This is a genomic window from Kocuria sp. ICS0012 (genome assembly GCF_001665945.1).
Lineage (GTDB): Bacteria > Actinomycetota > Actinomycetes > Actinomycetales > Micrococcaceae > Kocuria > Kocuria marina.
Genome location: NZ_LZMM01000024.1, coordinates 21,286 through 43,241, shown reverse-complemented (window position 1 = coordinate 43,241; position 21,956 = coordinate 21,286). Strand labels below are relative to the sequence as shown.

At 68.5% G+C, this 21,956-nt stretch carries 25 protein-coding genes and 1 tRNA gene; 9 read left to right on the top strand and 17 right to left on the bottom strand.

Going from position 1 to position 21,956, the window contains the following annotated elements:
- Window positions 1–131: 131 nt before the first annotated feature.
- The 5 genes from ureC to A5728_RS02735 form a co-directional block, all read right to left on the bottom strand.
- Window positions 132–1,859, bottom strand: a complete 1,728-nt coding sequence (gene ureC / locus A5728_RS02755) for an urease subunit alpha (RefSeq protein WP_064845594.1) — start codon at window positions 1,857–1,859, stop codon at window positions 132–134.
- Window positions 1,856–2,179 (bottom strand): urease subunit beta, encoded by a 324-nt coding sequence (locus A5728_RS02750; RefSeq protein WP_064845593.1) that lies wholly within the window; start codon window positions 2,177–2,179, stop codon window positions 1,856–1,858. Before A5728_RS02750 ends, ureC begins: the two co-directional genes overlap by 4 nt.
- Before the next feature lie 13 nt (window positions 2,180–2,192).
- Entirely contained in the window at window positions 2,193–2,495 is a 303-nt protein-coding gene (locus A5728_RS02745; protein ID WP_035964916.1) for an urease subunit gamma, read from the bottom strand.
- Window positions 2,496–2,825: 330 nt separating this feature from the next.
- Complete coding sequence (locus A5728_RS02740; protein WP_064845592.1) at window positions 2,826–3,122, bottom strand: hypothetical protein; 297 nt, start codon at window positions 3,120–3,122, stop codon at window positions 2,826–2,828.
- A 46-nt stretch (window positions 3,123–3,168) separates the two neighbouring features.
- Window positions 3,169–4,500: a DUF2254 domain-containing protein gene (locus tag A5728_RS02735; protein ID WP_197493066.1), complete on the bottom strand. Its 1,332-nt coding sequence runs from the start codon at window positions 4,498–4,500 to the stop codon at window positions 3,169–3,171.
- A 120-nt stretch (window positions 4,501–4,620) separates the two neighbouring features.
- Between A5728_RS02735 and A5728_RS02730 the strand changes: the two genes are divergently transcribed.
- Complete coding sequence (locus tag A5728_RS02730) at window positions 4,621–5,298, top strand: bifunctional 2-polyprenyl-6-hydroxyphenol methylase/3-demethylubiquinol 3-O-methyltransferase UbiG (protein WP_082943187.1); 678 nt, start codon at window positions 4,621–4,623, stop codon at window positions 5,296–5,298.
- Here the strand turns inward: A5728_RS02730 and A5728_RS02725 are convergent.
- From A5728_RS02725 to A5728_RS02710, 4 genes are all read right to left on the bottom strand, one after another.
- Window positions 5,247–6,350, bottom strand: a complete 1,104-nt coding sequence (locus A5728_RS02725) for a type I restriction endonuclease (RefSeq protein ID WP_064845590.1) — start codon at window positions 6,348–6,350, stop codon at window positions 5,247–5,249. The two genes, A5728_RS02730 and A5728_RS02725, sit on opposite strands and share 52 nt — an antisense overlap.
- 126 nt (window positions 6,351–6,476) lie before the next feature.
- The gene (locus tag A5728_RS02720) at window positions 6,477–6,824 is read right to left on the bottom strand and encodes a GNAT family N-acetyltransferase (RefSeq protein ID WP_064845589.1); all 348 of its coding nucleotides are present in this window, start codon (window positions 6,822–6,824) and stop codon (window positions 6,477–6,479) included.
- A gap of 44 nt (window positions 6,825–6,868) precedes the next feature.
- Window positions 6,869–7,879 carry a pirin family protein gene (locus A5728_RS02715; RefSeq protein ID WP_064845588.1) on the bottom strand — a complete coding sequence of 337 codons (1,011 nt, stop codon included), beginning with the start codon at window positions 7,877–7,879 and terminating at the stop codon, window positions 6,869–6,871.
- Window positions 7,876–8,388 (bottom strand): carboxymuconolactone decarboxylase family protein, encoded by a 513-nt coding sequence (locus tag A5728_RS02710; protein ID WP_064845587.1) that lies wholly within the window; start codon window positions 8,386–8,388, stop codon window positions 7,876–7,878. The genes A5728_RS02715 and A5728_RS02710 overlap by 4 nt, the downstream gene beginning before the upstream one ends.
- 304 nt (window positions 8,389–8,692) lie before the next feature.
- Between A5728_RS02710 and A5728_RS02705 the strand changes: the two genes are divergently transcribed.
- Window positions 8,693–9,163, top strand: coding sequence for a MarR family winged helix-turn-helix transcriptional regulator (locus A5728_RS02705; RefSeq protein ID WP_064845586.1), 471 nt, complete (start codon window positions 8,693–8,695; stop codon window positions 9,161–9,163).
- A gap of 129 nt (window positions 9,164–9,292) precedes the next feature.
- Window positions 9,293–10,423, top strand: a complete 1,131-nt coding sequence (locus tag A5728_RS02700; protein WP_064845585.1) for a DUF808 domain-containing protein — start codon at window positions 9,293–9,295, stop codon at window positions 10,421–10,423.
- Here the strand turns inward: A5728_RS02700 and A5728_RS02695 are convergent.
- On the bottom strand, window positions 10,401–11,540 hold the full coding sequence (locus tag A5728_RS02695; protein WP_064845584.1) for a trans-acting enoyl reductase family protein: 1,140 nt from the start codon (window positions 11,538–11,540) through the stop codon (window positions 10,401–10,403). The two genes, A5728_RS02700 and A5728_RS02695, sit on opposite strands and share 23 nt — an antisense overlap.
- A gap of 88 nt (window positions 11,541–11,628) precedes the next feature.
- A complete protein-coding gene (locus tag A5728_RS02690; protein WP_064845583.1) occupies window positions 11,629–12,372 on the bottom strand; it encodes a hypothetical protein in 744 nt (247 codons plus the stop codon).
- Window positions 12,373–12,501: 129 nt separating this feature from the next.
- Between A5728_RS02690 and A5728_RS02685 the strand changes: the two genes are divergently transcribed.
- From A5728_RS02685 to A5728_RS14400, 3 genes are all read left to right on the top strand, one after another.
- Window positions 12,502–13,341, top strand: coding sequence for an arylamine N-acetyltransferase (locus A5728_RS02685; RefSeq protein WP_064845582.1), 840 nt, complete (start codon window positions 12,502–12,504; stop codon window positions 13,339–13,341).
- Window positions 13,342–13,580: 239 nt separating this feature from the next.
- Complete coding sequence (locus tag A5728_RS02680; protein ID WP_064845581.1) at window positions 13,581–15,053, top strand: LGFP repeat-containing protein; 1,473 nt, start codon at window positions 13,581–13,583, stop codon at window positions 15,051–15,053.
- Window positions 15,054–15,221: 168 nt separating this feature from the next.
- The gene (locus A5728_RS14400; protein ID WP_064845580.1) at window positions 15,222–15,434 is read left to right on the top strand and encodes a DUF2087 domain-containing protein; all 213 of its coding nucleotides are present in this window, start codon (window positions 15,222–15,224) and stop codon (window positions 15,432–15,434) included.
- A gap of 179 nt (window positions 15,435–15,613) precedes the next feature.
- On the opposite strand, the gene A5728_RS02670 is transcribed toward A5728_RS14400, so the two are convergent.
- The 3 genes from A5728_RS02670 to A5728_RS02660 all read right to left on the bottom strand — a co-directional run bounded on the left by A5728_RS02670 (window position 15,614) and on the right by A5728_RS02660 (window position 17,607).
- Window positions 15,614–15,697 (bottom strand) — tRNA-Leu (locus A5728_RS02670).
- Between the two features lie 119 nt (window positions 15,698–15,816).
- Entirely contained in the window at window positions 15,817–16,680 is an 864-nt protein-coding gene (locus A5728_RS02665; RefSeq protein ID WP_064845579.1) for a metal-dependent hydrolase, read from the bottom strand.
- Window positions 16,681–16,968: 288 nt separating this feature from the next.
- Window positions 16,969–17,607: a YdcF family protein gene (locus tag A5728_RS02660; RefSeq protein ID WP_231885479.1), complete on the bottom strand. Its 639-nt coding sequence runs from the start codon at window positions 17,605–17,607 to the stop codon at window positions 16,969–16,971.
- 117 nt (window positions 17,608–17,724) lie between these two features.
- Here A5728_RS02660 and A5728_RS02655 point away from each other — a divergent pair, with 117 nt between their 5' ends.
- Window positions 17,725–18,201 carry a thioesterase family protein gene (locus A5728_RS02655; protein ID WP_064845578.1) on the top strand — a complete coding sequence of 159 codons (477 nt, stop codon included), beginning with the start codon at window positions 17,725–17,727 and terminating at the stop codon, window positions 18,199–18,201.
- A 33-nt stretch (window positions 18,202–18,234) separates the two neighbouring features.
- Here A5728_RS02655 and A5728_RS02650 read toward each other — a convergent pair whose 3' ends face one another.
- The 3 genes from A5728_RS02650 to A5728_RS02640 form a co-directional block, all read right to left on the bottom strand.
- The gene (locus A5728_RS02650; RefSeq protein WP_064845577.1) at window positions 18,235–18,786 is read right to left on the bottom strand and encodes a DUF2617 family protein; all 552 of its coding nucleotides are present in this window, start codon (window positions 18,784–18,786) and stop codon (window positions 18,235–18,237) included.
- Window positions 18,787–18,969: 183 nt separating this feature from the next.
- A complete protein-coding gene (locus A5728_RS02645; protein ID WP_082943183.1) occupies window positions 18,970–20,019 on the bottom strand; it encodes an aldo/keto reductase family oxidoreductase in 1,050 nt (349 codons plus the stop codon).
- Complete coding sequence (locus tag A5728_RS02640; protein WP_064845576.1) at window positions 20,016–20,651, bottom strand: tetratricopeptide repeat protein; 636 nt, start codon at window positions 20,649–20,651, stop codon at window positions 20,016–20,018. The genes A5728_RS02645 and A5728_RS02640 overlap by 4 nt, the downstream gene beginning before the upstream one ends.
- Before the next feature lie 105 nt (window positions 20,652–20,756).
- On the opposite strand from A5728_RS02640, the gene A5728_RS02635 reads away from it, so the two are divergent.
- Both A5728_RS02635 and A5728_RS02630 read left to right on the top strand, forming a co-directional pair.
- The gene (locus tag A5728_RS02635) at window positions 20,757–21,203 is read left to right on the top strand and encodes a YsnF/AvaK domain-containing protein (RefSeq protein WP_064845575.1); all 447 of its coding nucleotides are present in this window, start codon (window positions 20,757–20,759) and stop codon (window positions 21,201–21,203) included.
- Window positions 21,204–21,399: 196 nt separating this feature from the next.
- Window positions 21,400–21,945: a histidine phosphatase family protein gene (locus A5728_RS02630; protein WP_064845574.1), complete on the top strand. Its 546-nt coding sequence runs from the start codon at window positions 21,400–21,402 to the stop codon at window positions 21,943–21,945.
- Window positions 21,946–21,956 lie beyond the last annotated feature (11 nt).

Below are 21,956 nucleotides of genomic sequence, written 5' to 3'. Positions count from 1 at the left end.
GGGAACGTGTCGGGAATGGTTGGTCGGGGTGCCGGTGCCGGGGCGGCAACGACGGGCCCGTAACGACTGGTTGGCGGCGCCGGGTGCCAGCCGAGCGCCGTCGTCCGCGGATTGCCGGCGGCCGCTTGGGCTCAGAACAGGAAGTACCGCTGGGCCATGGGGAGCACGTCCACGGGCTCGCACGTGACCTTCTCGCCGTCCACGCGCACCTCGTAGGTTTCGGGGTCCACGTCCAGCTCGGGGGTCTCGCCGTTGAACGCGAGGTCGGACTTGCGCAGGGACCGGATGCCGTGGACCGCCTTGACGGTCTTCCGCAGACCGAGCTGCTCCGGGACGCCCGCGTCCACGGCCGCCTGGGACATGAACGTGATGGAGGAGGAGTGCACCGCGGAACCCAACCCGCCGAACGAACCGCGCATGGTCATGGGCTGGGGCGTGGGGATGGACCCGTTGGAATCACCCATGAGGGAGGAGACCACCTGCCCGCCCTTGAACACCATGAACGGTTTGACGCCGAAGAACGCAGGTTCCCACAGCACCAGGTCCGCGAACTTCCCGGCCTCCACACTGCCCACGTAGTCACCCACACCGTGGGCGAGCGCGGGGTTGATCGTGTACTTGGAGATGTAGCGCTTGAGCCGGAAGTTGTCGCCGCGCTCGGTGTCCCCGTCCAGCTTGCCGCGCTGCTTCTTCATCTTGTCCGCGACCTGCCACGTCCGCAGAATCACTTCCCCCACGCGGCCCATGGCCTGGGAGTCGGAGCTCGTGATGGAAAAGATGCCCATGTCCTGCAGCACGTCCTCCGCAGCGATCGTCTCCGGGCGGATGCGGGAATCCGCGAACGCCACGTCCTCGGGGATGTCCGGGTTGAGGTGATGGCACACCATGAGCATGTCCAGGTGCTCCTCCTCCGTGTTGCGTGTGAACGGCAACGTGGGGTTCGTGGAGGCGGGCAGCACGTTGGGGAACGCGGCGATCTTGATGATGTCCGGGGCGTGGCCGCCGCCGGCACCCTCGGTGTGGTACGTGTGGATGACCCGCCCGTCGATGGCCTTGATCGTGTCCTCCACGAACCCGGCCTCGTTGAGGGTGTCCGTGTGGATGGCCACCTGCACGTCGTAATGGTCGGCCACCTTCAAGGAGTTGTCGATCGCCGCGGGCGTGGCGCCCCAGTCCTCGTGCACCTTGAGCCCAATGGCCCCGGCTTTGATCTGCTCGGCCAGCGGTTCCACCGCACTCGCGTGCCCCTTGCCCAGCAGGCCCACGTTCATGGGAAAGTTCTCGACGGCGCGCAGCATGTTCGCGAGGTTCCAGGACCCGGGCGTGATGGTCGTGGCCTTCGTGCCCTCCGCGGGTCCGGTACCGCCACCGATCATGGTGGTGATCCCCGAGTTCAGGGCGGTAGCGAACTGGTCGGGGCTGATGAAGTGGATGTGGGTGTCCAGGCCCCCGGCGGTGAGGATGCGGCCCTCACCGGCCACGGCCTCGGTCGCGGGACCGATCACCACGTCCACGCCGTCCATGATGTTGGGGTTGCCGGCCTTGCCGATGGCCAGGATCCGTCCGTCCCGCAGCCCCACGTCCGCCTTGTAGATGCCCGTGTGGTCCAGGACGATCACGTTGGTGATCACGGTGTCTGCCACGGCCAGGTCACCCGGGGCGCCGTCGCGGACGGTGTTGCCGTCCTGACCCATCCCGTCGCGGATGACCTTGCCGCCGCCGAACACGGTCTCGTCACCGTGGCTCGTGAGGTCCTTCTCCACCTCCAGGAACAGGTCCGTGTCCGCGAGCCGGACGACGTCCCCCGTGGTGGGGCCGTACAGACCGGCGTACTGCTGCCGGGACATCTCGAAGCTCATGAGCGTTCCTCACTGTCCAGGGGGCCGTTGACGGCGTTGCGGAATCCGAACACGGCACGGTCACCGGCCATCGCCACCAGGCGGACGGTCTTCTTGTCCCCCGGTTCGAAGCGCACAGCCGTGCCGGCGGGGATGTCGAGGTGGAAGCCGCGGGCGGCGTCGCGATCGAAGCGCAGCGCCGGGTTGGTCTCCGAGAAGTGGAAGTGGGAGCCCACCTGCACCGGGCGGTCGCTGGTGTTGGTGACGTCCAGCTCCACGGTGTCGCGGCCCTCGTTGCACACCACGGGGGTGTCCGCCAGGACGTATTCGCCAGGGATCATGGGAGTCTCCTTCCTATCGGATGGGGGTGTGGACGGTGACGAGCTTGGTGCCGTCCGGGAAGGTGGCCTCCACCTGGACGTCCGAGATCATCTCGGGCACACCCTCCATGACGTCGTCCCGGCCGAGGATGGTGGTCCCCCAACTCATGAGGTCCGCCACCGTGCGGCCGTCCCGGGCGCCCTCGATCAGTTCGTAACTGATGATCGCCACGGCCTCCGGGTAATTGAGCTTCAGGCCCCGGGCCTGGCGTCTGCGTGCGAGGTCCGCGGCGACGACGATCTGCAGTTTCTCCTGCTCGCGAGGGATCAAGTGCATTGCGGCTCCAAGGATGGTCAGAAGGACGTCCGGCAGGGAAAGAAGACTACCTAACAACCGGCATGATACACCTGACGCGTGAAAACACACTCCGTAGTGCTCCGTCGTGTTCTTAGGAGTTGCCCGGGAGCCGTCCGGGCCTGCGCTCGGAGGTGCCCGAGTGGCACAGGTCGCCGGGCCCGGTCGACGACGCCGCGCAGTGCCCGACGCCGCGTTGGGTGCGCTCCGCGGGTACGACGACGCCCGGGCTTCGTGTGCGGAACCCGGGCGGCGTCGTCGTGCAGTGGTCGTGGCGCGTTCGCTACGCGCGGGCACCACGAAGGATGGAGCCTACAGCTTCCACTCCCAGGCCTGGTCCACGAAACCGGGCGCATAGACCAGGGTTCCCGTTTTCGCGGGCACGTCCAACACGATCTTGCCGGTCGCACGCTCGGCGGGCCCCATCTCCGGGATCCGCTCTGCATCGGGCAAGCACATGTAGGACGCGGCTGATGCCACCGAGTTCGCCGTGGTCCCGGCCGGAGTGATGAATTTCCATTCGTGCGGATTGAACATGTAATCAGTGCCGTAGAGGGCCTCTTGGAACTGTTCCCTCGGGCCGGTCTCAGCGGACACATCGAGGGTCACGAAGTGCCCGTTCTCGGGTTTCTGTGCGTAACCCGGCGGGGGCGGGTCACCGACTGTGGTCGGCGGGATCCGTGTGGTCGGAGGACAGGGAGCGGAGGTGGCGTAGATCCTCGGGGTGTATGTCCTTCTGTGCTTCGAGCCCGTCGAGCAGCAGTTGCATCTGTCGCTGCAGGGCCGGAACCAGATCGGGGTGCCCCTGGTCCCGCAGGTGGGTGATCAGCATCCGCAGCCCCCGCAACATGGTGGCGGCCACGTCCGGCTGGTCGAGGCACGTCTGCCGGAGCTGATCGAAGGCGTGGGCGATGTATTCCTCATGGGAGAGGTTCCAGGGCTGGACGAGCACCCGGCGGGATCCGTCCTGCAACGCCGGGGGCGGAAGTGGAGTGATGAGCAACGTCCGCATCAGACTCCCCAGCCGCAGGATGACCTCCACGGCGGTCGTGGGGTCATTCACGGCCGGACTCAGGGCACGCAGCCCGATGTCCACGAGCTGGCGGATGGAGAAGTCGACGTCCTGGAGGGTGGTGCGCATATCGGACACGCCGATCGACTCGGCGAGACCCTTCCTGCTGGCGGCCGAGGGGCGGGGCCACACCGTCAACAGGGGTTCACCGGCGTGGATGTAAGCACCCACGCGGGTGTCCATGCGCACGGTGGTGCCGGGGGAGGCGGCCGCGAGGAGCTGGCGGATGTCCACCTGGCTGATCCATCCGCTGCGCGTGGCGGGAATGACTGCGGCGTCATCGGGGGCATCGTGGAAGTCCCGGGGATCGACCTCACGCATCCCGGAGGGCACTTCGTCAAGTGCGGCGGCCACCTTCTCTCCCTCGTCCGCGATGACCCGGGCCACGTTGCCCACCTGGAGCCCGTGGGCCAGGTGATCCAGGTGCATGATGATGCCGATCACGGTGATCAGCGTCAGCACCACGGCGAGCGTCAGCGACACCTTCGGCGCAGGGGCCGTGGTCTCCCCGCTGACACTGGGCAGCGCCAGCACGCAGTAGAAGAAGGTGGCCACGAGCAGGCCGATCACGCGCTGACTCAGCCGGTCCCGGATGAAGGACCGCATGACCCGTGGGGAGAACTGGCTGCTGGCCAACTGCAGGCTGACCACGGTCAGGGAGAACACCACGCCCACGGTGGTGATCATCGCCCCGGCCACGGTGGCCAGCAACCACGTGGCCGCGTTGCTGCTCATCTCCAGCGTGAACGGCACGTGGGTGTCGTACCCCAGGGCGTGATCGACGGACGTCGCGATGATTGCCAACACGATCCCGCCCAGCATGATGATGGCGGGATAGAGGAACAGGCTCTCCTCGAATCGGTACCGCAGCGCCGCGAGGCGCAGCCGCCACGAGACACCTCCACGTCCAGCCACTGTCTGTCCTCCGAGCATTGTTCGCCGACGAGCCTGCCGATCGTCAGCCTACCCAGACCGTTCACGGAGGCGGGCACGCGGAGCGTGGGCAAGGGGGCGGCACCTCGATAGCCTGGCCTCATGACGGAACAGAACAAGTGGCTTGCCCGGGTGGCTCGGAACCCCGGGCATTCCCAGTGGTACATCGAACGGTTCCGCACCATGGCCGCGCGCGGGGAGGACATCGTGGGGGAGGCCCGGCTCATCGACGCCATGGTTCCCCGCGGCGCTCGCATCCTGGATGCCGGGTGCGGAGCGGGGCGGCTGTCCGGGTACCTACACGCGGCCGGGCATCGGGTGGTCGGGGTGGACGTGGATCCCGAGTTGATCGACGCCGCCCGGCAGGACTACCCGGGCCCTGAGTATCGCGTGGCCGATCTCGCCGTACTGGCCGACATGGACCTCGGGGACGCCTTCGACGCCATCGTGTGCGCGGGCAACGTGGTCACGTTCCTAGCGGAAAACACCCGGCGGGACGTGCTGCGCGGCTTCCGCAGTCACCTGGGTCAGGACGGCCGCGCGGTGGCCGGTTTCGGCGCGGGGCGCGGCTACTCCGCCGAGGAGTTCTTCGCCGACGCTGCTGCGGAGGGTCTCACACCGCAACTCACCCTGGCGGGGTGGGACGTACGCCCCTGGTCCCCGGACAGCGAGTTCCTCGTGACCGTGTTGGGCGCCGCGGCGGCATTCCGTGAACGAGCTGCCCCGGATCAACCGTTGAAGCGGTCCACCGTTTCGCGTAATGCGTCGCTGAACCCGTAGATCTGCTCGAGTGCGTCGATCCCGTGGCGCGTTTCCACCTTGTTCTCATCGAGAAGGCCCATGTACTTGCGGCTCCTGTTGAAATGCAGGCGGGCGATCGTCTTGCGATTGTTATTGTCCAGCAGAACCGCGCAATACGATTTCGCGTCCCGGTAGGTCACCCGAGACATGTCGACCCGATCGCACACAATCGCGCGGATGATGTTGAACGCGGTGAGTTCATCCGCCGTGGTGACGATGTCGTCCTGGCTCTCCTCGAGATCTCGTTCGGCTTCCTCCCGGCTGGTGACCTCTTCGGTGACGTCATCGCCAGAGGGTAGGGACGGGGGCACCGAGCTCGCGCCGAGCGCGGTGGTGAGGCGATTGTTGACCTGTTCGTTGAGGAATTGCTGGGATGCTTTGCTCACCAGCGGCGTGAATTGTTCGCGCACCTTTTGAGTGAACGCACCTTCGTAAACCCGGTTGGTGAAGAACCGGACCCAATCATCGGATGGCTCCCTGAACTGAGCCGCAATGGCTCGTTTGATCTGCCCCACATACTTCAACTCGCCGGCAGCGTTGATGATGGAATCCAGATCGAATTCCGTCTTGCTCAGCTTGAGCAGTTCCGGGATCAACGTGGCATCGATGTCGAGCAGGTCCAGGACGAGGAACGGCTTGTCGTCCATGCGGTTGGGCGCATCGAGGTCGGTGTAGAAGTGGTACTTCTCCCCGTTCGTCAGAATGGCTATGCGAGCGTTTGTGACGGCGAAGTACCGGTACAGCTGTGAAGCGTGCTCGAGTGAAAGCGGTGACCCCACGTGCTTGCATTCGATGAGCATCTGGATCTGCCCGTCCTGGACGATCGCGTAATCGATCTTCTCGCCCTTTTTCAGGCCGACATCCGCCGTGAACTCCGGAACCACCTCGGAGGGGTTGAACACGTCGTATCCCAGGATCGTGGAGATGAAGGGCATGACGAATGCGTTCTTGGTGGCTTCCTCCGTTTGGAGTGCATCCTTTTGATGCGCGACCTTGTTCGCAAGAGCGGCCAGGCGTTCCGTGAATTCCATGAGTTCCTCCGGGTGAGACAAATCAAACAGTGCAAGTGTCCCGCCGGGCGGGTGATTATGCACTTTCTGAATTGGATCCACCCTACTGACCCGCCGCTCCAATTCAGCGGGACGCGCCGTGCATGATTACCGATTCATCCCCGACAACGCCTGCAAGTGCGTCGGGCGGACCGCAGTGGCGTGGGGTTGGTAGTCGTCGTGCTTGCCGAGCCAGGACTTGATGTAGGGGCACACCGGGACGATGGTCTTCCCGTCGGCGATGGTGCCGTCCAAGGCCACCCTCGAGAGCGTGGACGCGAGACCCTGACCGCTGTAAGCGTCGTCGACGGTCGTGTGGTAGAAGATCCGCTGCGGCTCGTCGGCGCCGTCGAACGGCAGGTAGTGCGCCTCGCCGATGACCGCGTCACCGTCGAGGAGTTCGTAGCGGTGCCCGTCGGCGTTGTGGCGGACGGTGATGTCGGATTCGGTTTCCACGGGACTCTCCTGGGTGGGATCGGGCGGGGCGGGATCGGGCGGGCTCAGCCGCGGGGTCGCAAAGTGACGGTGGGCAAAGTCGGGGCCGGCAATGGCGCGGGCTGATCGTCGGGAAAGGGGCCGAAGCGCGGGTACGGGGTCCCGTCCGAGTAAGTTCCGGACTCTGGGGTGGGGGCCGGTTCGGCGTCGATCTCGGCCTGCCACTGCTCACGGTAGGCCACGACCTCCTCGTGGGTGCGGCCCACGAAGTTCCACCACATCACGATCTGCTCCCCCAGGGGCTCCCCGCCCAGGAGCATGGCCCGCACGGGCTTCTCGCCGGCGGTTAGGACCACGCTGTCCCGCCCCGTGGGGAGGTAGGCCAGGTGGTCCTCCGGGATCGGCGCCGAGTTCAGGCTCAGGTCCCCGGTGTCCACCAGGACCCCGTGCTCGAAGGACGGGTCCAGGTTCAGTTCCAGTTCCGTTCCCGGCTCCATGAGGATCTCGGCGGCCACCAGCGGGGGTGTGTAGGTGTTCACCGGGGACGTGGATCCGGCCAGCTCACCGATGAATATCCGCAGCTCGGCGCCGTGGTTCTTCACGGGCTCTGGCGTGTAGTGCTCGAAGGTCGGTGCCATGTGACGGGTGTCGTCCGGCAGGGCGTACCACAGCTGCACGCCGTGCAGGGTGGTGGTGTCCGGGGCGGAGAACTCCTGGTGGGAGATCCCGCGCCCGGCGATCATGAGGTTGACCTCCCCGGGGCGCACGTCCGCGCTGTACCCGGCGGAGTCCAGGTGGGAGATGCCGCCGGTGAACAGCCAGCTCACCGTGGCCAGGCCGGTGTGCGGGTGGCGCGCCACGGACATGCCCCCGGTGTCCGCCACGGGATCGGGGCCGTAGTGGTCCAGGAAACACCACGCGCCGATGAGACTGCGATGGCGCTGGGGGAGGGTGCGGCGCACGGTCATCGCCCGCGGGCCACCCAGGGGCACGTCCCGCGGGGTCAGCAGGGCCGCCCCGGCACCGATCGCCTCGGTGCACAGGACCTCTTGCGGGTTGCTTTCCAGGTTGGTCATCGCGCACCTCCGGTGCTCGTGGTCGCACCGGCCGGCGCGGACGCAGTCTTACGGGGACGGACGGGGTGTCCGGACAGGATGGAGATCCGGTTGAAGGCGTTGATCGCGATCGCGGTCCACTGCAGGGCGGAGTACTGCTCGTCGTTCAGTGCTTCCCGGGCCGCGGCCTGCTCGGCGTGCCGCGTGTTCTCGTCGGGCAGCAGGGTGGCCGTTTCGGCGATGATCAGGGCGGCCCGTTCCACGGCATTGAAAAGAACGGTGTCACGCCATGCGGGGAGCACGGCGAGTTGCTGCGCGGTCACCCCGGCAGCCTCGGCCTTGCGGACGTGCAGGTCCAGGCAGAACGCGCACCCGTTGAGCTGGGACACCCGCACGTTGACCAGTTCCACGACCGAGGCGGGGATGCCCGCGTCCTCGGCCGCGGCCCCGACCTTGCGGGAGAAGGCGTTGACCGCCCGCCAGCTGGAGGGGTCGGACTTGTCCAGGAAGAAGCGGTCCTGCTCGGTCATGGCGGCTCCTCGTGGTTTCGCGCGCCGGCTGCGTTCGCCGGAGACGACGACGCTGCTGTCGCGGCCTCCCGGCGCGGGTCCGGGATGCGACGGGGCGGTCCGGGTGGAGATGAACTCATTTGAACAGAAATATCTTCCTCGCAAGACTAACTTGCGGTCGGGGTCCGCTCAAGGGGTCGGGACAGGGTGCGGGGCTAGGGGTGGCCGCGCAAGAAGATTCTTGGACAAATGTTTCCGTGGCGAGGTAAAATCATCCCTCAGCTCAACGAGTTCTAAGGGCTCGAAGGGCTCGAAAGGGGAGATCATGACCGCGCACACCGACACCGCTGCCCAGGCGGTGGACCCCGTGACCCTGTGGGGCCAGGTGATCGAGGGGTTCCAGAGCACCAACAAGAACCTGCACCGAGAGGTGGCCGCGGCCCATGCGTTGAACGCCGCGGAGGCCGAGGCGTTGCTGCGGCTGACGCGCACCCCGCACCAGCGCATGCCCATGGCCGAATTGGCCCGTCAGGTGGCCTTCAGCACCGGCGGTTTCACCAAGGTCGCGGACCGGCTCACCAAGCGCGGCCTGGTCCGGCGTGCCCCGTGTCCCGAGGACCGGCGCGTCGTCTACCTCGAGCTCACCGCCGAAGGCCGCACCACGGCAGGGAAGGTCCGTGATCTCGTGGCCGAGACGATGACGGCCACGTTCGTGGACGTCCTGGGCCCCGAACGCGCCGTCGTGGTCGCACAGGCGATGGCCGATCTGCACCGCAGCGGAATCGACCGCGCGTAGCGGTCTCGGCGACCGAGGCGCGAACTACCTCGGACAGGGGCCGATGCCGCTCGTGGTTCGCGCCGGCCGCGGCACCCTTTACGCTTGTCCTTAATCGAGATAGCTGAGCACATGGATTGAGGGAGCCTGATGGCCGCTGGACTGGCTGCGCTGCTGGATGACATCGCGGCACTCGCCAAGCTGACCGCCGCGAGTGTGGACGACGTTGCCGGGGCGGCGGGGCGTGCGAGCGCCAAGGCCGCGGGCGTCGTCGTCGACGACACCGCGGTGGCCCCGCGATTCGTGCAGGGTGTTAACCCCAAGCGGGAACTACCGATCATCAAGAAGATCACGATCGGCTCCCTGCGCAACAAGCTGCTGATCATCCTGCCGGTGGCCCTGATCCTGAGCCAGTTCGCGCCGTGGTTGCTCACGCCGCTGCTGATGCTGGGCGGCACGTACCTGTGCTTCGAGGGCGCGGAAAAGGTGATCGAGCACCTGTCCCACCAGGAGCACGCCCCCAACGAACCCGCCGCGGGCCGCGGTCCGGAGGCGGAGAAGAAGATCACCTCCGGGGCGATCCGCACGGACCTGATCCTCAGCGCGGAGATCATGGTGATCGCGCTCAACGAGGTCTCCCACGAGCCGTTCCTGACCCGCACGCTCATCCTGATCGTGGTGGCGATCTTCATCACGGTGCTCGTCTACGGCGTCGTGGCCCTGATCGTGAAGATGGACGACATCGGCCTGGCCCTGGCCCAGAAGGACTCCGAGGGCGCCCAGAAGTTCGGCCGGGGCCTGGTCAAGGCCATGCCCACGGTGCTGTCCGTGATCTCGATCGTGGGTGTCTTCGCCATGCTGTGGGTGGGCGGGCACATCATCCTGGTGGGCATGGCCGACCTCGGGTTCACCCCAGTGTACGACTGGGTCCACCACCTGGGCGAGTCAGTGCACCACGTGGCCGGGGTGGGCCCCGCGCTCGCGTGGCTCGTGGAGACGTTCTGCGCCCTGGTGCTGGGCATCGTGTGGGGTTCCATCATCGTGGGCATCGTCCACGTGCTGCCCTTCGGCAAGAAGCACGGCGACGACGACGTTCACTCCTCCGATGCCGCCGGCCGTGAGTCCTCGGATGCCGACGACGCCGTGTCTACCCACCGGGGGAACGTCGCCGCGGTGCGCGGAGCGCCGTCGTCCGGGGTCTCAGCGACCGGGGCGTCGTCATCGGCAGATCCTCACGTGGAAGGCGGCTCGACCGCGGTCAGCGAGCCGCCCCGGGGCTGACCTCCCGCAACCCCGCCGAAGCGCACAGCTCCACGAGGCCTTCCATGCCGAAGGCCTGCAGCGGGCCCACCACCCCGCGCGCCCGTGAACGGTCCTTGAGCACGTGCTCCGCGCCGGCCGCCAACAGGTGGCCGGTGAGCGTGTAGACGTTGGGACCCGCCACGCGGACCTCGGACACGGTCTCGCCCCGGGAATCGGTGGCCACAGCGATGGCCAGGGAGGACGACTTCACCCGCTCACTGGCACTGGGCCCACCCTCGGAACCGGTCAGGGCGGTGATGCCCTTGCCGAGCGCCTTGCGGGCCAGGGACGAGGAACCGGCCACGGCCATCACGGGCAGCGCAGCCTTCATGACTGGCCCCGGCGCGGAGAACCACCCGTTGAACACCTCGATGTTCGCAACCTTCGGGAACGCGTCCGGCAGGAACACGATCTCGCTCCCGGGGACCATCACCGTGTTGCGCTTCGCCCCGTCCACCGTGAACGTGTGTTGCCGCGGTATCCGCCCCGGCTTCTTCCACCGGTGATCACGCCACACCAGGAACGGTTTGCTCAGCTCTTCGAGCATGGTGGTCATGGTCCCGCCGCTCAGCCCGGTAGGGCCCGCCCCGGGGGCGAAGTAGCCCACCCGCAGGGTCTCGGCGCGGTCCCCGGCGCGTTCCAGAGCCAGGGATCCCGCGAGGATCCCGGGCACGTAGTCGTAACCGAATGCGGGCAGCATGGTGCCGCGGGGCGCATCACCCGGTGCAGCGGCGTCGTCGGGCGCGGCGGCAGGATAGCGCTCCTGGAGCCGACGCACGAAGCCCACCTCACCCGTCGAGTCCAGGTAGTGGGCACCCTGGGCCGCGGCGTCGTCCGCGGCCACGTCCCCGAGTCGCTCGAAGGGACCCACGGTGGTGACCAGGACGTCCCCCTCGGAGACCAGCGCGCGGACGGAATCGGGCTCGGCCAGGTCCGCGGTCCGCACGTCCAGGCCGCCCAGCGTGCAGGCCAGCTGGTTCAGGGGCCGTTCGCGGCGCCCGGCGAGGACGGGGCGCACTCCCCGTTCCACGAGGGACTCGACCACCAGGCGGCCGGTGTATCCGGTGGCTCCGAAAACCACCACGTGAGCGTTCATGGGTGTCCTCCTGCGCTGGGACGGACCGCAACGGGTGCCGTGCGGGCTGGTTCGTCACGTTACGGGATCGGGCCGGAGTGCGCGACGATTACGCGGGCTCCCCGCGCACCACGTCCACGTGCACGTGGTCCAGGTGGCGCAGGATCTCGTTCGCCGGCGCGGGCGCGTTGTAGAGGTGCCAGCGCCCGGCGGGGGAGCGCGAACCCCAGACCATGTCGTCGAAGATCACGTACTGGACGTCCAGGTCCTCGGCGTGGGCCACGAGCCAGTGCGCGAGCTGCCACCCCTGCCGGCGGTTCTCCTCCGTCACGGGGCGGAAGAACACGTCGACGGCGCGCCCGTCGTAGTGCGTGGAATTCTCGCCATGTCCGTGGCCCACACCGCCCGGGGCGAAACCGCCGAGGCTCAGGGGGCCGAAGACCTCGATCATCGCGTCCCGGACCGCTTCGGCCCGGGGCGTCAGCCCGGAGGGGGTGATCTCCTGCGCCTCGAGTCCCTCGCTGCTGTGCCCGCGGCAGCGCAGGCTGGGCCCGGCGTCGTCGGGCGGGCCGTGCGTGAGACGCTCCATGACAGTCGGCTCCACGCCGGGTGCCGCGGAGGCGTCCGCACCGCGCACGACGGCGGTGGTCGCGGCTTTGGCCTCCTCGCGGGTCAGAGGGACGTCCCCGTCCTGCGTGGTCACCGTGCATTCCGCCCTGCCCAGTGCGGGAGGGGCACTCGACACGATCGAACGCAGCGGTCCCGAACCGGCCCACACGGCACCCACCACGAGGGCCAGCACCACGAGCAGACCCCACATCCAGCCGGCGACGCGTCCCGGAGCGCGGCTCATGAGGGGGACGGGGACGTGGTGTGCGGATGCATGACGGGTCCTTGTCGGGGTGCGGTCGTGTGTCACCATGATGCCGGGTCAACCTTGCCGTGCCCCGCGTACCGGCCCGCTCCCGTGCCCCCGGAGGTCATGATGAACGAACGCCCCGCGTCCCCGTGGCGGATCGAGGACGTGGACGTCCCCGGCTACCTCGCGGCATTGGACGTCGACGCCGCGCAGCTCGCCGCCGCCCCGCGGGACCTGAGCCTGCTCGAACGGCTGCACCGCGCCCATGTTTTCACGTTCCCGTTCAGCAACGTGGAGGTGCTGCTCGGACAGCATCCCGGGGTGGAATTGGCGACCGTGCAGGACCAACTCGTCCGACGCCGCCGCGGCGGGTACTGCTTCGAGCACTCGCAGTTGTTCGCGGCCGTTCTGGAAACGCTGGGCTTCACCGTGCGCCGCGCCCTGGGCCGCGTGCGTTCGTTCGACAGCCCCCGTACCCACATGACCGTGCTCGCGGACCTCGCCGGCACACGCTACCTGTGTGATCCCGGCTTCGGTTTCAGCATCACGGGTCCCATCCCGTTGGACGACGGCGCTCGCCGCGTGGAGGGGGGCCGCACCTTCTCGATCGGGCGGGTCACGGACGAGGGCTGGCCCGTGTGGTCGTTCGAGCGGGACGGGGCCATGGAACACGTGCTGGACGAGTCCACCATCCACCCCGCGGACGTGCGGATGGGCCACCTGCAGACCTCGACCGGTGCGGAGTCCATATTCCGCCATCACCTCATGGTCATGAAGCACACCCCGCGGGGCCACGTGACCGTGACCGAACACGGCACCACCGTGCGCACCCCTGGGCGGCCGACCCGGCAGCGGGAACTGACGGCCCCGGAGATCGTGACCGAGGTCCGGGATCTGGGCGTGCGGATCACCGAGGAGGAAGACGCGCAGCTCACCGACGTCGTGACCCGGATGAGGGGCTGATCGGGGCGGGATCGGCGGCCGCGGGCGGCCAGTCGTGGGGGGGGCGACGGCTGCGAGCGGCCGGGACACCAAAAATTAACGCGGCACGGGCTTCGCGTTCGCAAAATTCGATCACGCCGATGGCATGATCTTCACCTGGCTGAGCATTTCCCCCGATGCTCGGCCAGCGCTGCGCCCGGAATGAGCTGACCGAGCGGGCCACAACTGAATACCCCCCCCCATGTAGAAAGCAGCCCCCCATGCGTTTCTTCCGTTCCTCCGTGGTGCCCGCGGCGGCCCTCGCCGTGGTCACGGCGCTGTCCCCGTTGGCGCTCTCCCCGTCATTCCTGGCCCCGGCGAACGCCGCTCCCGCAGTGACCGCTCCCGCGGTTCCCGCGGTCCGGACCGCGCCGCGGGTTCCCGAGGCGCCCGTGCACGCGGCTCAGGCCCCCGCCCTTCCCGCGACCGCCCATCACAAACCCTTCAAGGCCGCGGGCAAGAACTCGAGCTACCACATCTACACGAACGGCATCGACCGTTCGAAGGCCGTGGGTGTGCTGTTCTACCTGGGCGGCGACTACGACAACCCCGGCGAGACCTGGGTGCACAGCCCCCAAGGGACCGCGCTCACAGCACTGGCCGCTCAGGCCCGCAAGAAGAACATGATCCTGGTGGTCCCCATCTCCCCGGACCACAAGCTCAAGCCCAACGGCATCACGTGGTGGGAGGACGCGGACGGCAACGGCGACTACTTTCGCGCGCTCAAGGACAGCCTCGTGAAGACCTACGACCTGGACACCTCCCGCGTGTGGCTCGCCGGCTACTCGGGTGGCGCGGAGTTCATCACGTACGAGCTGCTGGCCGATCGGCAGAACTGGATCCGTGGCGGCGGTGCGACAATCATCGGCGGCGGCGGTGCCAGCGGCATGCAGACCGCGCCGAGTGCCGCGGTGCGCTCCCTCCCGATCACATGGCACGCGGGGACCAAGGACGTGGCCGGCAGCACCAACCCACCCACGTGGTCCGCGTCCGCCGCCGCAGCCCAGGGCATGAAGCGGTTCCGGGCGGACGGGTTCACCCGCGCCTCCCTCAAGACCCTGCAGGGCTACGACCACGACGACTACGACATCGTGGGCCTGATCGCCCAGGGTTTGGCCACGCTGCCGCCCGCGCCGACGACGACGGGCCAGACCGCCACACGGGGCACCCCTCAGACGTCCTGGCTGCGCGGGGCCATCCGGACCGACTACGTCGCCACGGGTGGGATGGGGGCATATGGGCAACCGACGTCGGCGGAGAAGCCCACGGGCCGCGCGGGCGGGGTCTACCAGGGCTTCACGAAGAACTACACGTATTACTGGAGCCCCGCGACCGGCGCCCACCCCGTGAAGTGGGGGACCGGCATCGGTAACGCCTACAAGGCTGCCGGTCTGGAGCGCGGGTGGGGCTATCCCGTAATGGCGGAGCGCAAGATCCCCGGCGGCGCCTACCAAGACTTCCGCAACGGCAACGCCCGCTACCGCGCCATGTACTCCCCGGCCACGGGCACCCGCGTGATCAAGCTCAGCGGCGGGATCGGTACGGCCTGGCAGAAGGCCGGGCACGAACACGCGTGGGGGTACCCCGCGACCGACGAGTACGCCGTCTCCGGCGGTATGGCCCAGCGCTTTTCCCGCGGTGTGGTGGCCACGTGGCACCGCTCCACCGGCAAGGTCACGGTGAGTCGGGGGTAGCGGTACCCGACCGGTACCCCGGACGCACGGCAACCACCGTGCGTCCGGGGCGTGCCACCCGGGGTGTTGCGTCCATGGTCCGGACGAGGGCGTGATGCCCCGGCCCCCGCGCAGGGACACGACCGGCGCCTGCAGTTTCTCGGCCAGCGCGCGGATCTGATCCGCAGCGTGCCGGGCCTGCCCGTGCGCTGGGTCGACGACGTCGTGGCCGCGGTGGCCCGGCGGGTCGTGCGCCCCGGGGAAGCCGTCGCGGAGTCCGCGCTTAACGAGCGGCTGCGGATGTTCGTGCTCGACGTCGCGTTCTTCCGCCGGCACGCCGTGGACATGGGAGTGCTCAGGCGCGCCCCGGACGGGACCCGGTACGAACTGACCGAGGATTGAGCGGGGGCCGCGGCGCGAGGGGCCGGCCGCACCATCGATACGGAGGGTTCCCGCGGTCTCCGTCGGCTTCGGTTCTACGGAGCCGTCCGGTGGGGAGCGCCGGATAACGGTTGCCTTCGAGCGGCCCCGCGAATGACGAAGTCCCGCCCGACCTTCCGGTCGAACGGGACTTCTTGCGGTGCGCGAGGGGGGAGTTGAACCCCCACGCCCTCTCGGGCACACGGACCTGAACCGTGCGCGTCTGCCTATTCCGCCACTCGCGCTCGTTGTTCCACGTGGCATTCGCCGGTGAGCAACGTCGAAAAGAATACCTGACGCGTGCGACGTTTGGCGAATCGCGGCGTCGTCGACCTCTCGGTAGGGGCGACGGCGTTGTGGCGCCTCAGATGCTCACCGTGAGTCCCGCCCACGTGACGCCGGCGCAGAACAGTCCGGCGAGCGCGTAGAGCGTCACCGGGACCAGCAGGGCGATCTCCCGGGCGGAGCCCGCGTTGCCGAGCACGGGGAAGCGCACGAACGAGCGGCCTTTGTAGAACGTGGTGGGCAGCGGCAGGGACGTGCGCAGGGGCCACAACAGGTGGATCCCCTGGGTCGTGAGCAGGTCCCCCAGCATGTGCACGGCGCACCCGAGACCCACGGCCACCACGAACCAGCGCGGGTCCTGCGGGGGATTCGCCGCGACGAACGCCCCCAGCAGGATGCCCACGATCCAGTTCGCGTGGGAGAGCCGGTCCGGGACGAACGCCAGGACCTTCACCGCGCACGCGATGAGCAGCACGGACAGCACCGCCGCCAGGGGCCACACCTGTCCTGGTAACGACGCCGCGGCGTCCGGGATCTCTCCCGCCTGACCTTCCGTCCCGGGCCAGGAGAAGAAGTTCCAGCGCAGGGCGTCCCCCACGGGGACGGACGCGCGCTGGGACAACAGCGCGAGGACGATGATCAGGAGCAGCCCCACGAGCGAGTGTGTGGCCCTGCGGTGGCCCCCGGAGAGTTTGCCGACCGCCCGGGCCACCCACGTGGACAGTGGCGGGAGGGAGCGGGCGACCGTGCCCCCGGGGTGGTCGAGATCCGGGAGCAGGGCCGCGCCGGCGCAGATCAGCGCGCCGGTGATGACGCCGGGGTCGCCTACGGGCATCACCCCCAAACCCACCGGAACGGAGACGTCGGCGAGGTGCACGGTGTAGGTACCGGTCAGCGCCACCCACGCGGCTGCACCGCACGCGGCATGGCTGGGGCCCATCATCGGGGGAACCTGGGCATGGTGGTGGTCCTCTCAAGACCTCGGGGAAGAAGCAGACCCCAGGGTAGGAACCGGTTCCGACCTGCATAAGCGACTGCGGAGGCCGCCTCGGCGACCTGCTCGGATCCGCACTGTGCGCGGCAGTCGACCACCGCGCGTCCATGCCCCGTGCCATCCGTTCACGACGGTCGGCGCACCGCACCTCAGCCACCCGCGTGGGGCCATGTCCTGCCCTGCCGAACCAGCGTGGGTGGGTCCGCGCACCACCCCTCGATTCGTGAGCGTGAAGCGTCAGTCCAGAGACTTGGGGTTCCAGGGGAGCTGCTGATCGCACCCCGGTGTGAGCCAGGCCTTGATGAAGCCGCCCGTCTGGTGCAGGTACTGCATGAGCAGGCTCCTGCCCGTGATGTGGAAGTCCACGGCGGACATGCGTAGCTCACCGGGATAACAGCGGGAGAGGATGAGCCGCGATCGGGGCACGTGCTGGGTGAAGGTCACAGCGGTCACGGTGTCCCACCCGCGTTCCTCGAAAAGCTTCTGCAGCTCCATGGCCTCGCCCTGGGTCGTGGACGGATCCGGTTTGAAGCAGATCACCTCCACGCCCTCCCGGGGCGCGCAGAACGGGCGGGTCGAGTAGTACTCCTGCATCTGCGGTGGTTCGTACGGCTGGGGGTCCGGGGCGGAGATCACCAGCGTGTCCGCCACGTGCTGGTTGAACACGAGGTCCTCCGCGTAGGCCATACGGGACGTGTCCGGCGGTCCGAGCACGAACACCGCGTCAGATCGTTTCGGCGGATCCACGCGGGGGTTGTCCAGCACGGCGTGGCACACCGCGAGCCACAGCACCACGAGGATCGTCAGGACGGTCAACACCAGCAGGGGCCACCGCCGCTTCTTGGCGAGGGTCTGCCCGGGGGCCGCGTGTGCCACGGATGTCCTTCCGATGTGGGGCTTTACAGGAATGCCGCGGATATCATCTCATCCAGCGGAACCCCTTCCGAGGCTTCTGCATCTCGTACCGGTAAACACCCACCAAGGAGTCAGCTCATGCGCTCGAACGACCACCTCGAACGTTCGATGACCTGCCAGGTTCCGCTCCGGTGGGGGGACATGGACTCGTACGGCCACGTGAACAACGTGGAGGTCGTCCGTGTGCTCGAGGAAGCGCGCATCGCCGCGTTCGGCGTCCCCGTAGGCACGGGCGAGCAGGTCCTGCCGGCCAAGATCCCCTTGTTCTCAGTGCTCCCGGAGGGCACCCAGGCGCTGATCGCCGAGCACCGGGTCAAGTACTTGCGCCCCCTGGCGTACCGCAACGTCCCCGTGGATGTGCGCGTGTGGGTGGTCTCCGCCCGGGCCGCCACCCTGGTCCTGGGATTCGAGATCCTCGACTTCGCCGACGGCGCTCCCTGCGTCCGCGCGCAGACCCAGCTCGCGTTCTACCTCCCGAGCACGCGCACGGTGGTGCGCCTGACCCCCGAACAACGCGAACTGCTGGAACCGTATACGGCGCCGTCGCCGTTCTGACCTGCGCACACCCGCGCACCGCGCCGACGCCGCTCAGGCGGCGAGCTTCACCGGGGTCCGCAACCGCAGCTGCGCGCGGGTGCGCAGGATGTGGCCGCTTTCCGGCAAGACCCGCCACGTCCACCACAGCACGGCGTGAGAGTCCGGGTCCGCGTGGCACGTGGCAGCGGTGACCGCCGCGGGGTCCTCGGTGTCCTGGACGCACACCGCCAGGGGCGCCGCATCCAGGGTGTCGTGCAGGCGCGCGAGCTCCCGCTGCAGACCGCGAGGGGAGTGCTCGGTGACCGTGCAGCCCACTTCCACGTGCGAGGCGAACGGCGTGGGGTGGGCGATGCTGCACAGCGTGGGCAGTTGCGCTGCGGTGTCCTCGAACAGACCCACGGTCTCGACCCACTGCTCCCCGGCGTGGGTGATCACGCACTGGTGGTGCAAGGAACCCACACGCAGTTCCACGACCGTGTGCTCGTCCACTCGCAGCGAGCGCCCGGCCGGTGCGTCCAGCACGCCCAGATCCGTGCGGTACCCGAACTGTTCCGGGCGGCACACGACATGCCCGTGCAACGGGGTCAGCCAGCGATGCTCCATAGCCCTGTTCTCCCTCTTAGGCCCCGCGGCAGTCCGCCGCATCGGCTTTACAGAAGAAAATATCCACCAAGCAGGGGCGCGAGCAAGCACCGGAAGGTCACCGTTTGATGACGACGCATATATGCCACCCGGGCCCACACGGACGCGGCGCGTGCCGGAACGGCTGCGGTGACAGGGGCTGGATCAGGGCAGCGGACGGCCCCGCGCCGCCGTCCACAGTGCGTACCAGTCCTCGTGGGTCATGAGCTCGGCGGCCCGCGGCGCCTGCGCGCACGCGGCGATCCGCTGCGGGTTCAGGGTCCCCACCATCGGGCGGATACCGTACGGGTGGCGCAGCAACCAACCCACCACCACGGCCTCGCGGGACACGCCCATGCGCTGGGCGAGCTGCTCCACGAGGGCGCTCGTCCGCCGTACGGGGTCCTCGTTCACACCGCCGGAGGACGACGCCGCACCCCCGGTCTCCGCACCGCCCATTCCGTCCTCCCCGGACGAGGCAGCCGGCGCGGACGTAGCTCCGGACGCGGGCGCGGGTGCACCCGAATAGATCCCGCCGGCCATGGCACCCCATGCCTGCAACTCGATCTCGTCCGCGATGCACTGGGCGAGCAGCCCACCGGGGAACGACACCCCGGTCCCCTCCGGGTGATTGGCGAGCACCTGGGACTCCACGAAATCGCGGTGCGCCAGGCTCATCTGGATCTGTACCGCGGTCACGGGCACGCTCAACAGTTGTTGGAACGCGGCCACGTGATGCGGCGTCATGTTGGACAGCCCCACGGAACCGATCAGGCCCTCACGGTGCAGTTCGTCCAGGGCCCGCGCGGTCTCGCCCAGGGGTGTGAGCGGATCCGGGCGGTGCAGGAACAACCGCTCCACGTGGTCCACGCCGAGCCGCTGCAGGGACCCCTCCAGGGAGGACCGCACGGAGTCACGGTCGAGTCGGTAGTGGACGGGTGAGCCCTGGGGCCCGGTGTTACCCGGCAGCTTGATCCCGCACTTGGTCTGGATCCGCACCGCGCGCCGCAGCAGGGCGTCCTCGGCCAGGATGCGACCGAACAGGGTTTCAGAGGCGCCGCCGATGTAGATGTCCGCGTGGTCGAAGAGTTCGAACCCGGCCCGGTGCGCGGCGTACACGGCCTCGCGAGCGACGTCGTACTGGGACGCCGGGACGGACTCCTGACCCCAGGAGCCACCCAGGGTCATGCACCCGTAGATCAGGGGAGTGCTCACGGGCGCCCGCCCTGCTGCTCGGCGCCGTGGCGCAGGCGGGCGGCCTCGGCGAACGCGGCGGCGGCCTCGTCGAGTTTGCCCGTGCTCTCGTAGACCGTTCCGAGCTCCGTGAAACAGTCGGAGCGGTCGCGCAGGGAATCGGGGACCTCCTCGTAGAAGTCCACGGCGCGGTTGTAGGCGGTCACGGCCTGGGCGTTGCGCTGGGTCTCGCGGTAGACCCGTGCGAGGTTGCTGTAGCAGTCGGCCTGGTCGCGGGGTTCGTGGGGGGCGTCCAGGTACTGGCCCAGGGCGTCCAACAACTGGGTCTCGGCCGCGCGCAACTCCCCGGTCTCGACCAGCAGGGACCCCAGGATCAGGTGCGCGCGGGCCTTATGCTTGCCACTGCCCGGGAGCTGGGAAAAGTACTCGAGCGCGGTGCGGTATTCCGCCACGGCTTTGCTGGTGCGTTCCATGACCACGTAGATGTGGCCCAGGTTGTAGTGGCACGCGGCGAGTTCCTTGGCGGTGTCGCCGGATTCGTGGAACAGCTCGATGGCCTGCCGGTACGCGGTCTCCGCGAGGGCGTGCTCACCGCGGTCCTCGGCGTCCAGAGCACGCGTGAAATAACCGTTGCCGTCATCCGAGTAACTCATCAGATCAACCTCCCGGGACCCAGTAAGAATCTAAGAATGCTACATGGTGGGCCGATTCGGAACCCGGCTGCTAATCTCAAAACCACACTCTCCCAGGAGGTCAGGATGGCAGTACAGAACACCGCACCGGGGCAGGACTCGCGCGACCCCCGCCACGCAGCAGCCCCGGACGACGAGCATGCTTCCGTGATCCGTCACGAGGAGCGTCTGGTGATCAATCGCGAGGAGGAGGTCACCGGCCGTGCCCGGCTGCGCAAGTACGTGGTGAGTGAGCCCGTCCGCCAGGAGGTCACCCTCGCCTCGGAGGAGGCCAACGTGGTGCGCACCCCCATCACCGAGGAGGAGCGTCAGGCGTTCCTGGACGGTCGCGAGCTGCCCGTGGGTGAGGACGAACTGATCCTGTACCGCACCGAGCCCGTGGTGCAGACCATGCGGGTCCCGTACCAGCGTGTCCGCCTGGTCGCCGAGCGCGTCGAGCGCACCGAGGTGATCGAGGAGACCCTGCGCAAGGAGCGCGTGGACATCGAGACGGACGAGCGCCCCGCGCACTGAGCTACGCGGCGTCGCCCGCGGCAAGAGCTTCCAACGGACCGGCATCTCCGAGCGGGGTGCCGGTCCGTCGTCGTCCGCCCTCGCGACGGAACCCCCGGCCCGCGGCACCCGCGGTGGGTGCGGCGTCGTCCGCGTCCGCGCCACAGGGGGACGACGCCGCTGCGGCACCCGGGTGCCCGCGGGGTAGTTTGGTGGGGTGAGCGAAACGACCCTGACCCTGATCCGCCACGGCCAGACGGACTGGAACCTGCAACGGTTGTTGCAGGGCCGCACGGACATCCCCCTCAACGACACGGGCAGGGAACAGGCCCGCGCAGTGGGCCGGGAACTCGCGGCGTCGGGGCGACACTGGGATGCGCTGGTCTCCTCTCCCCTGCAGCGCGCACGGGAGACGGCCCGGATCATCGGGGCGCAGCTCGGACTCGCACCGGCGGGGACCTACGCGGACCTCGCGGAGCGCTCCTTCGGGGACGCGGAGGGCTACGACTGCACCGGGATGACAGAGGACGAGCGGCACGCGTTCATGGAGGAGCACGGTGAGGCGGCCGAGCACGTGGTGCAGCGGGGGATCGCGGTACTGCGCGAGATCGCCGCGCGGTACCCGCAGCAGGACGTGATGATCGTGGCCCACGGGACGTTCATCCGCCTGACTGCGGGCCGGATCCTGGGGGTCGAGCTGCCGAGCCTGCAGAACGGGGAAGTGGTCGAGGTGACCACGCAGCAGCTGGCTGCCGCCCCCTGACCGACCTACGG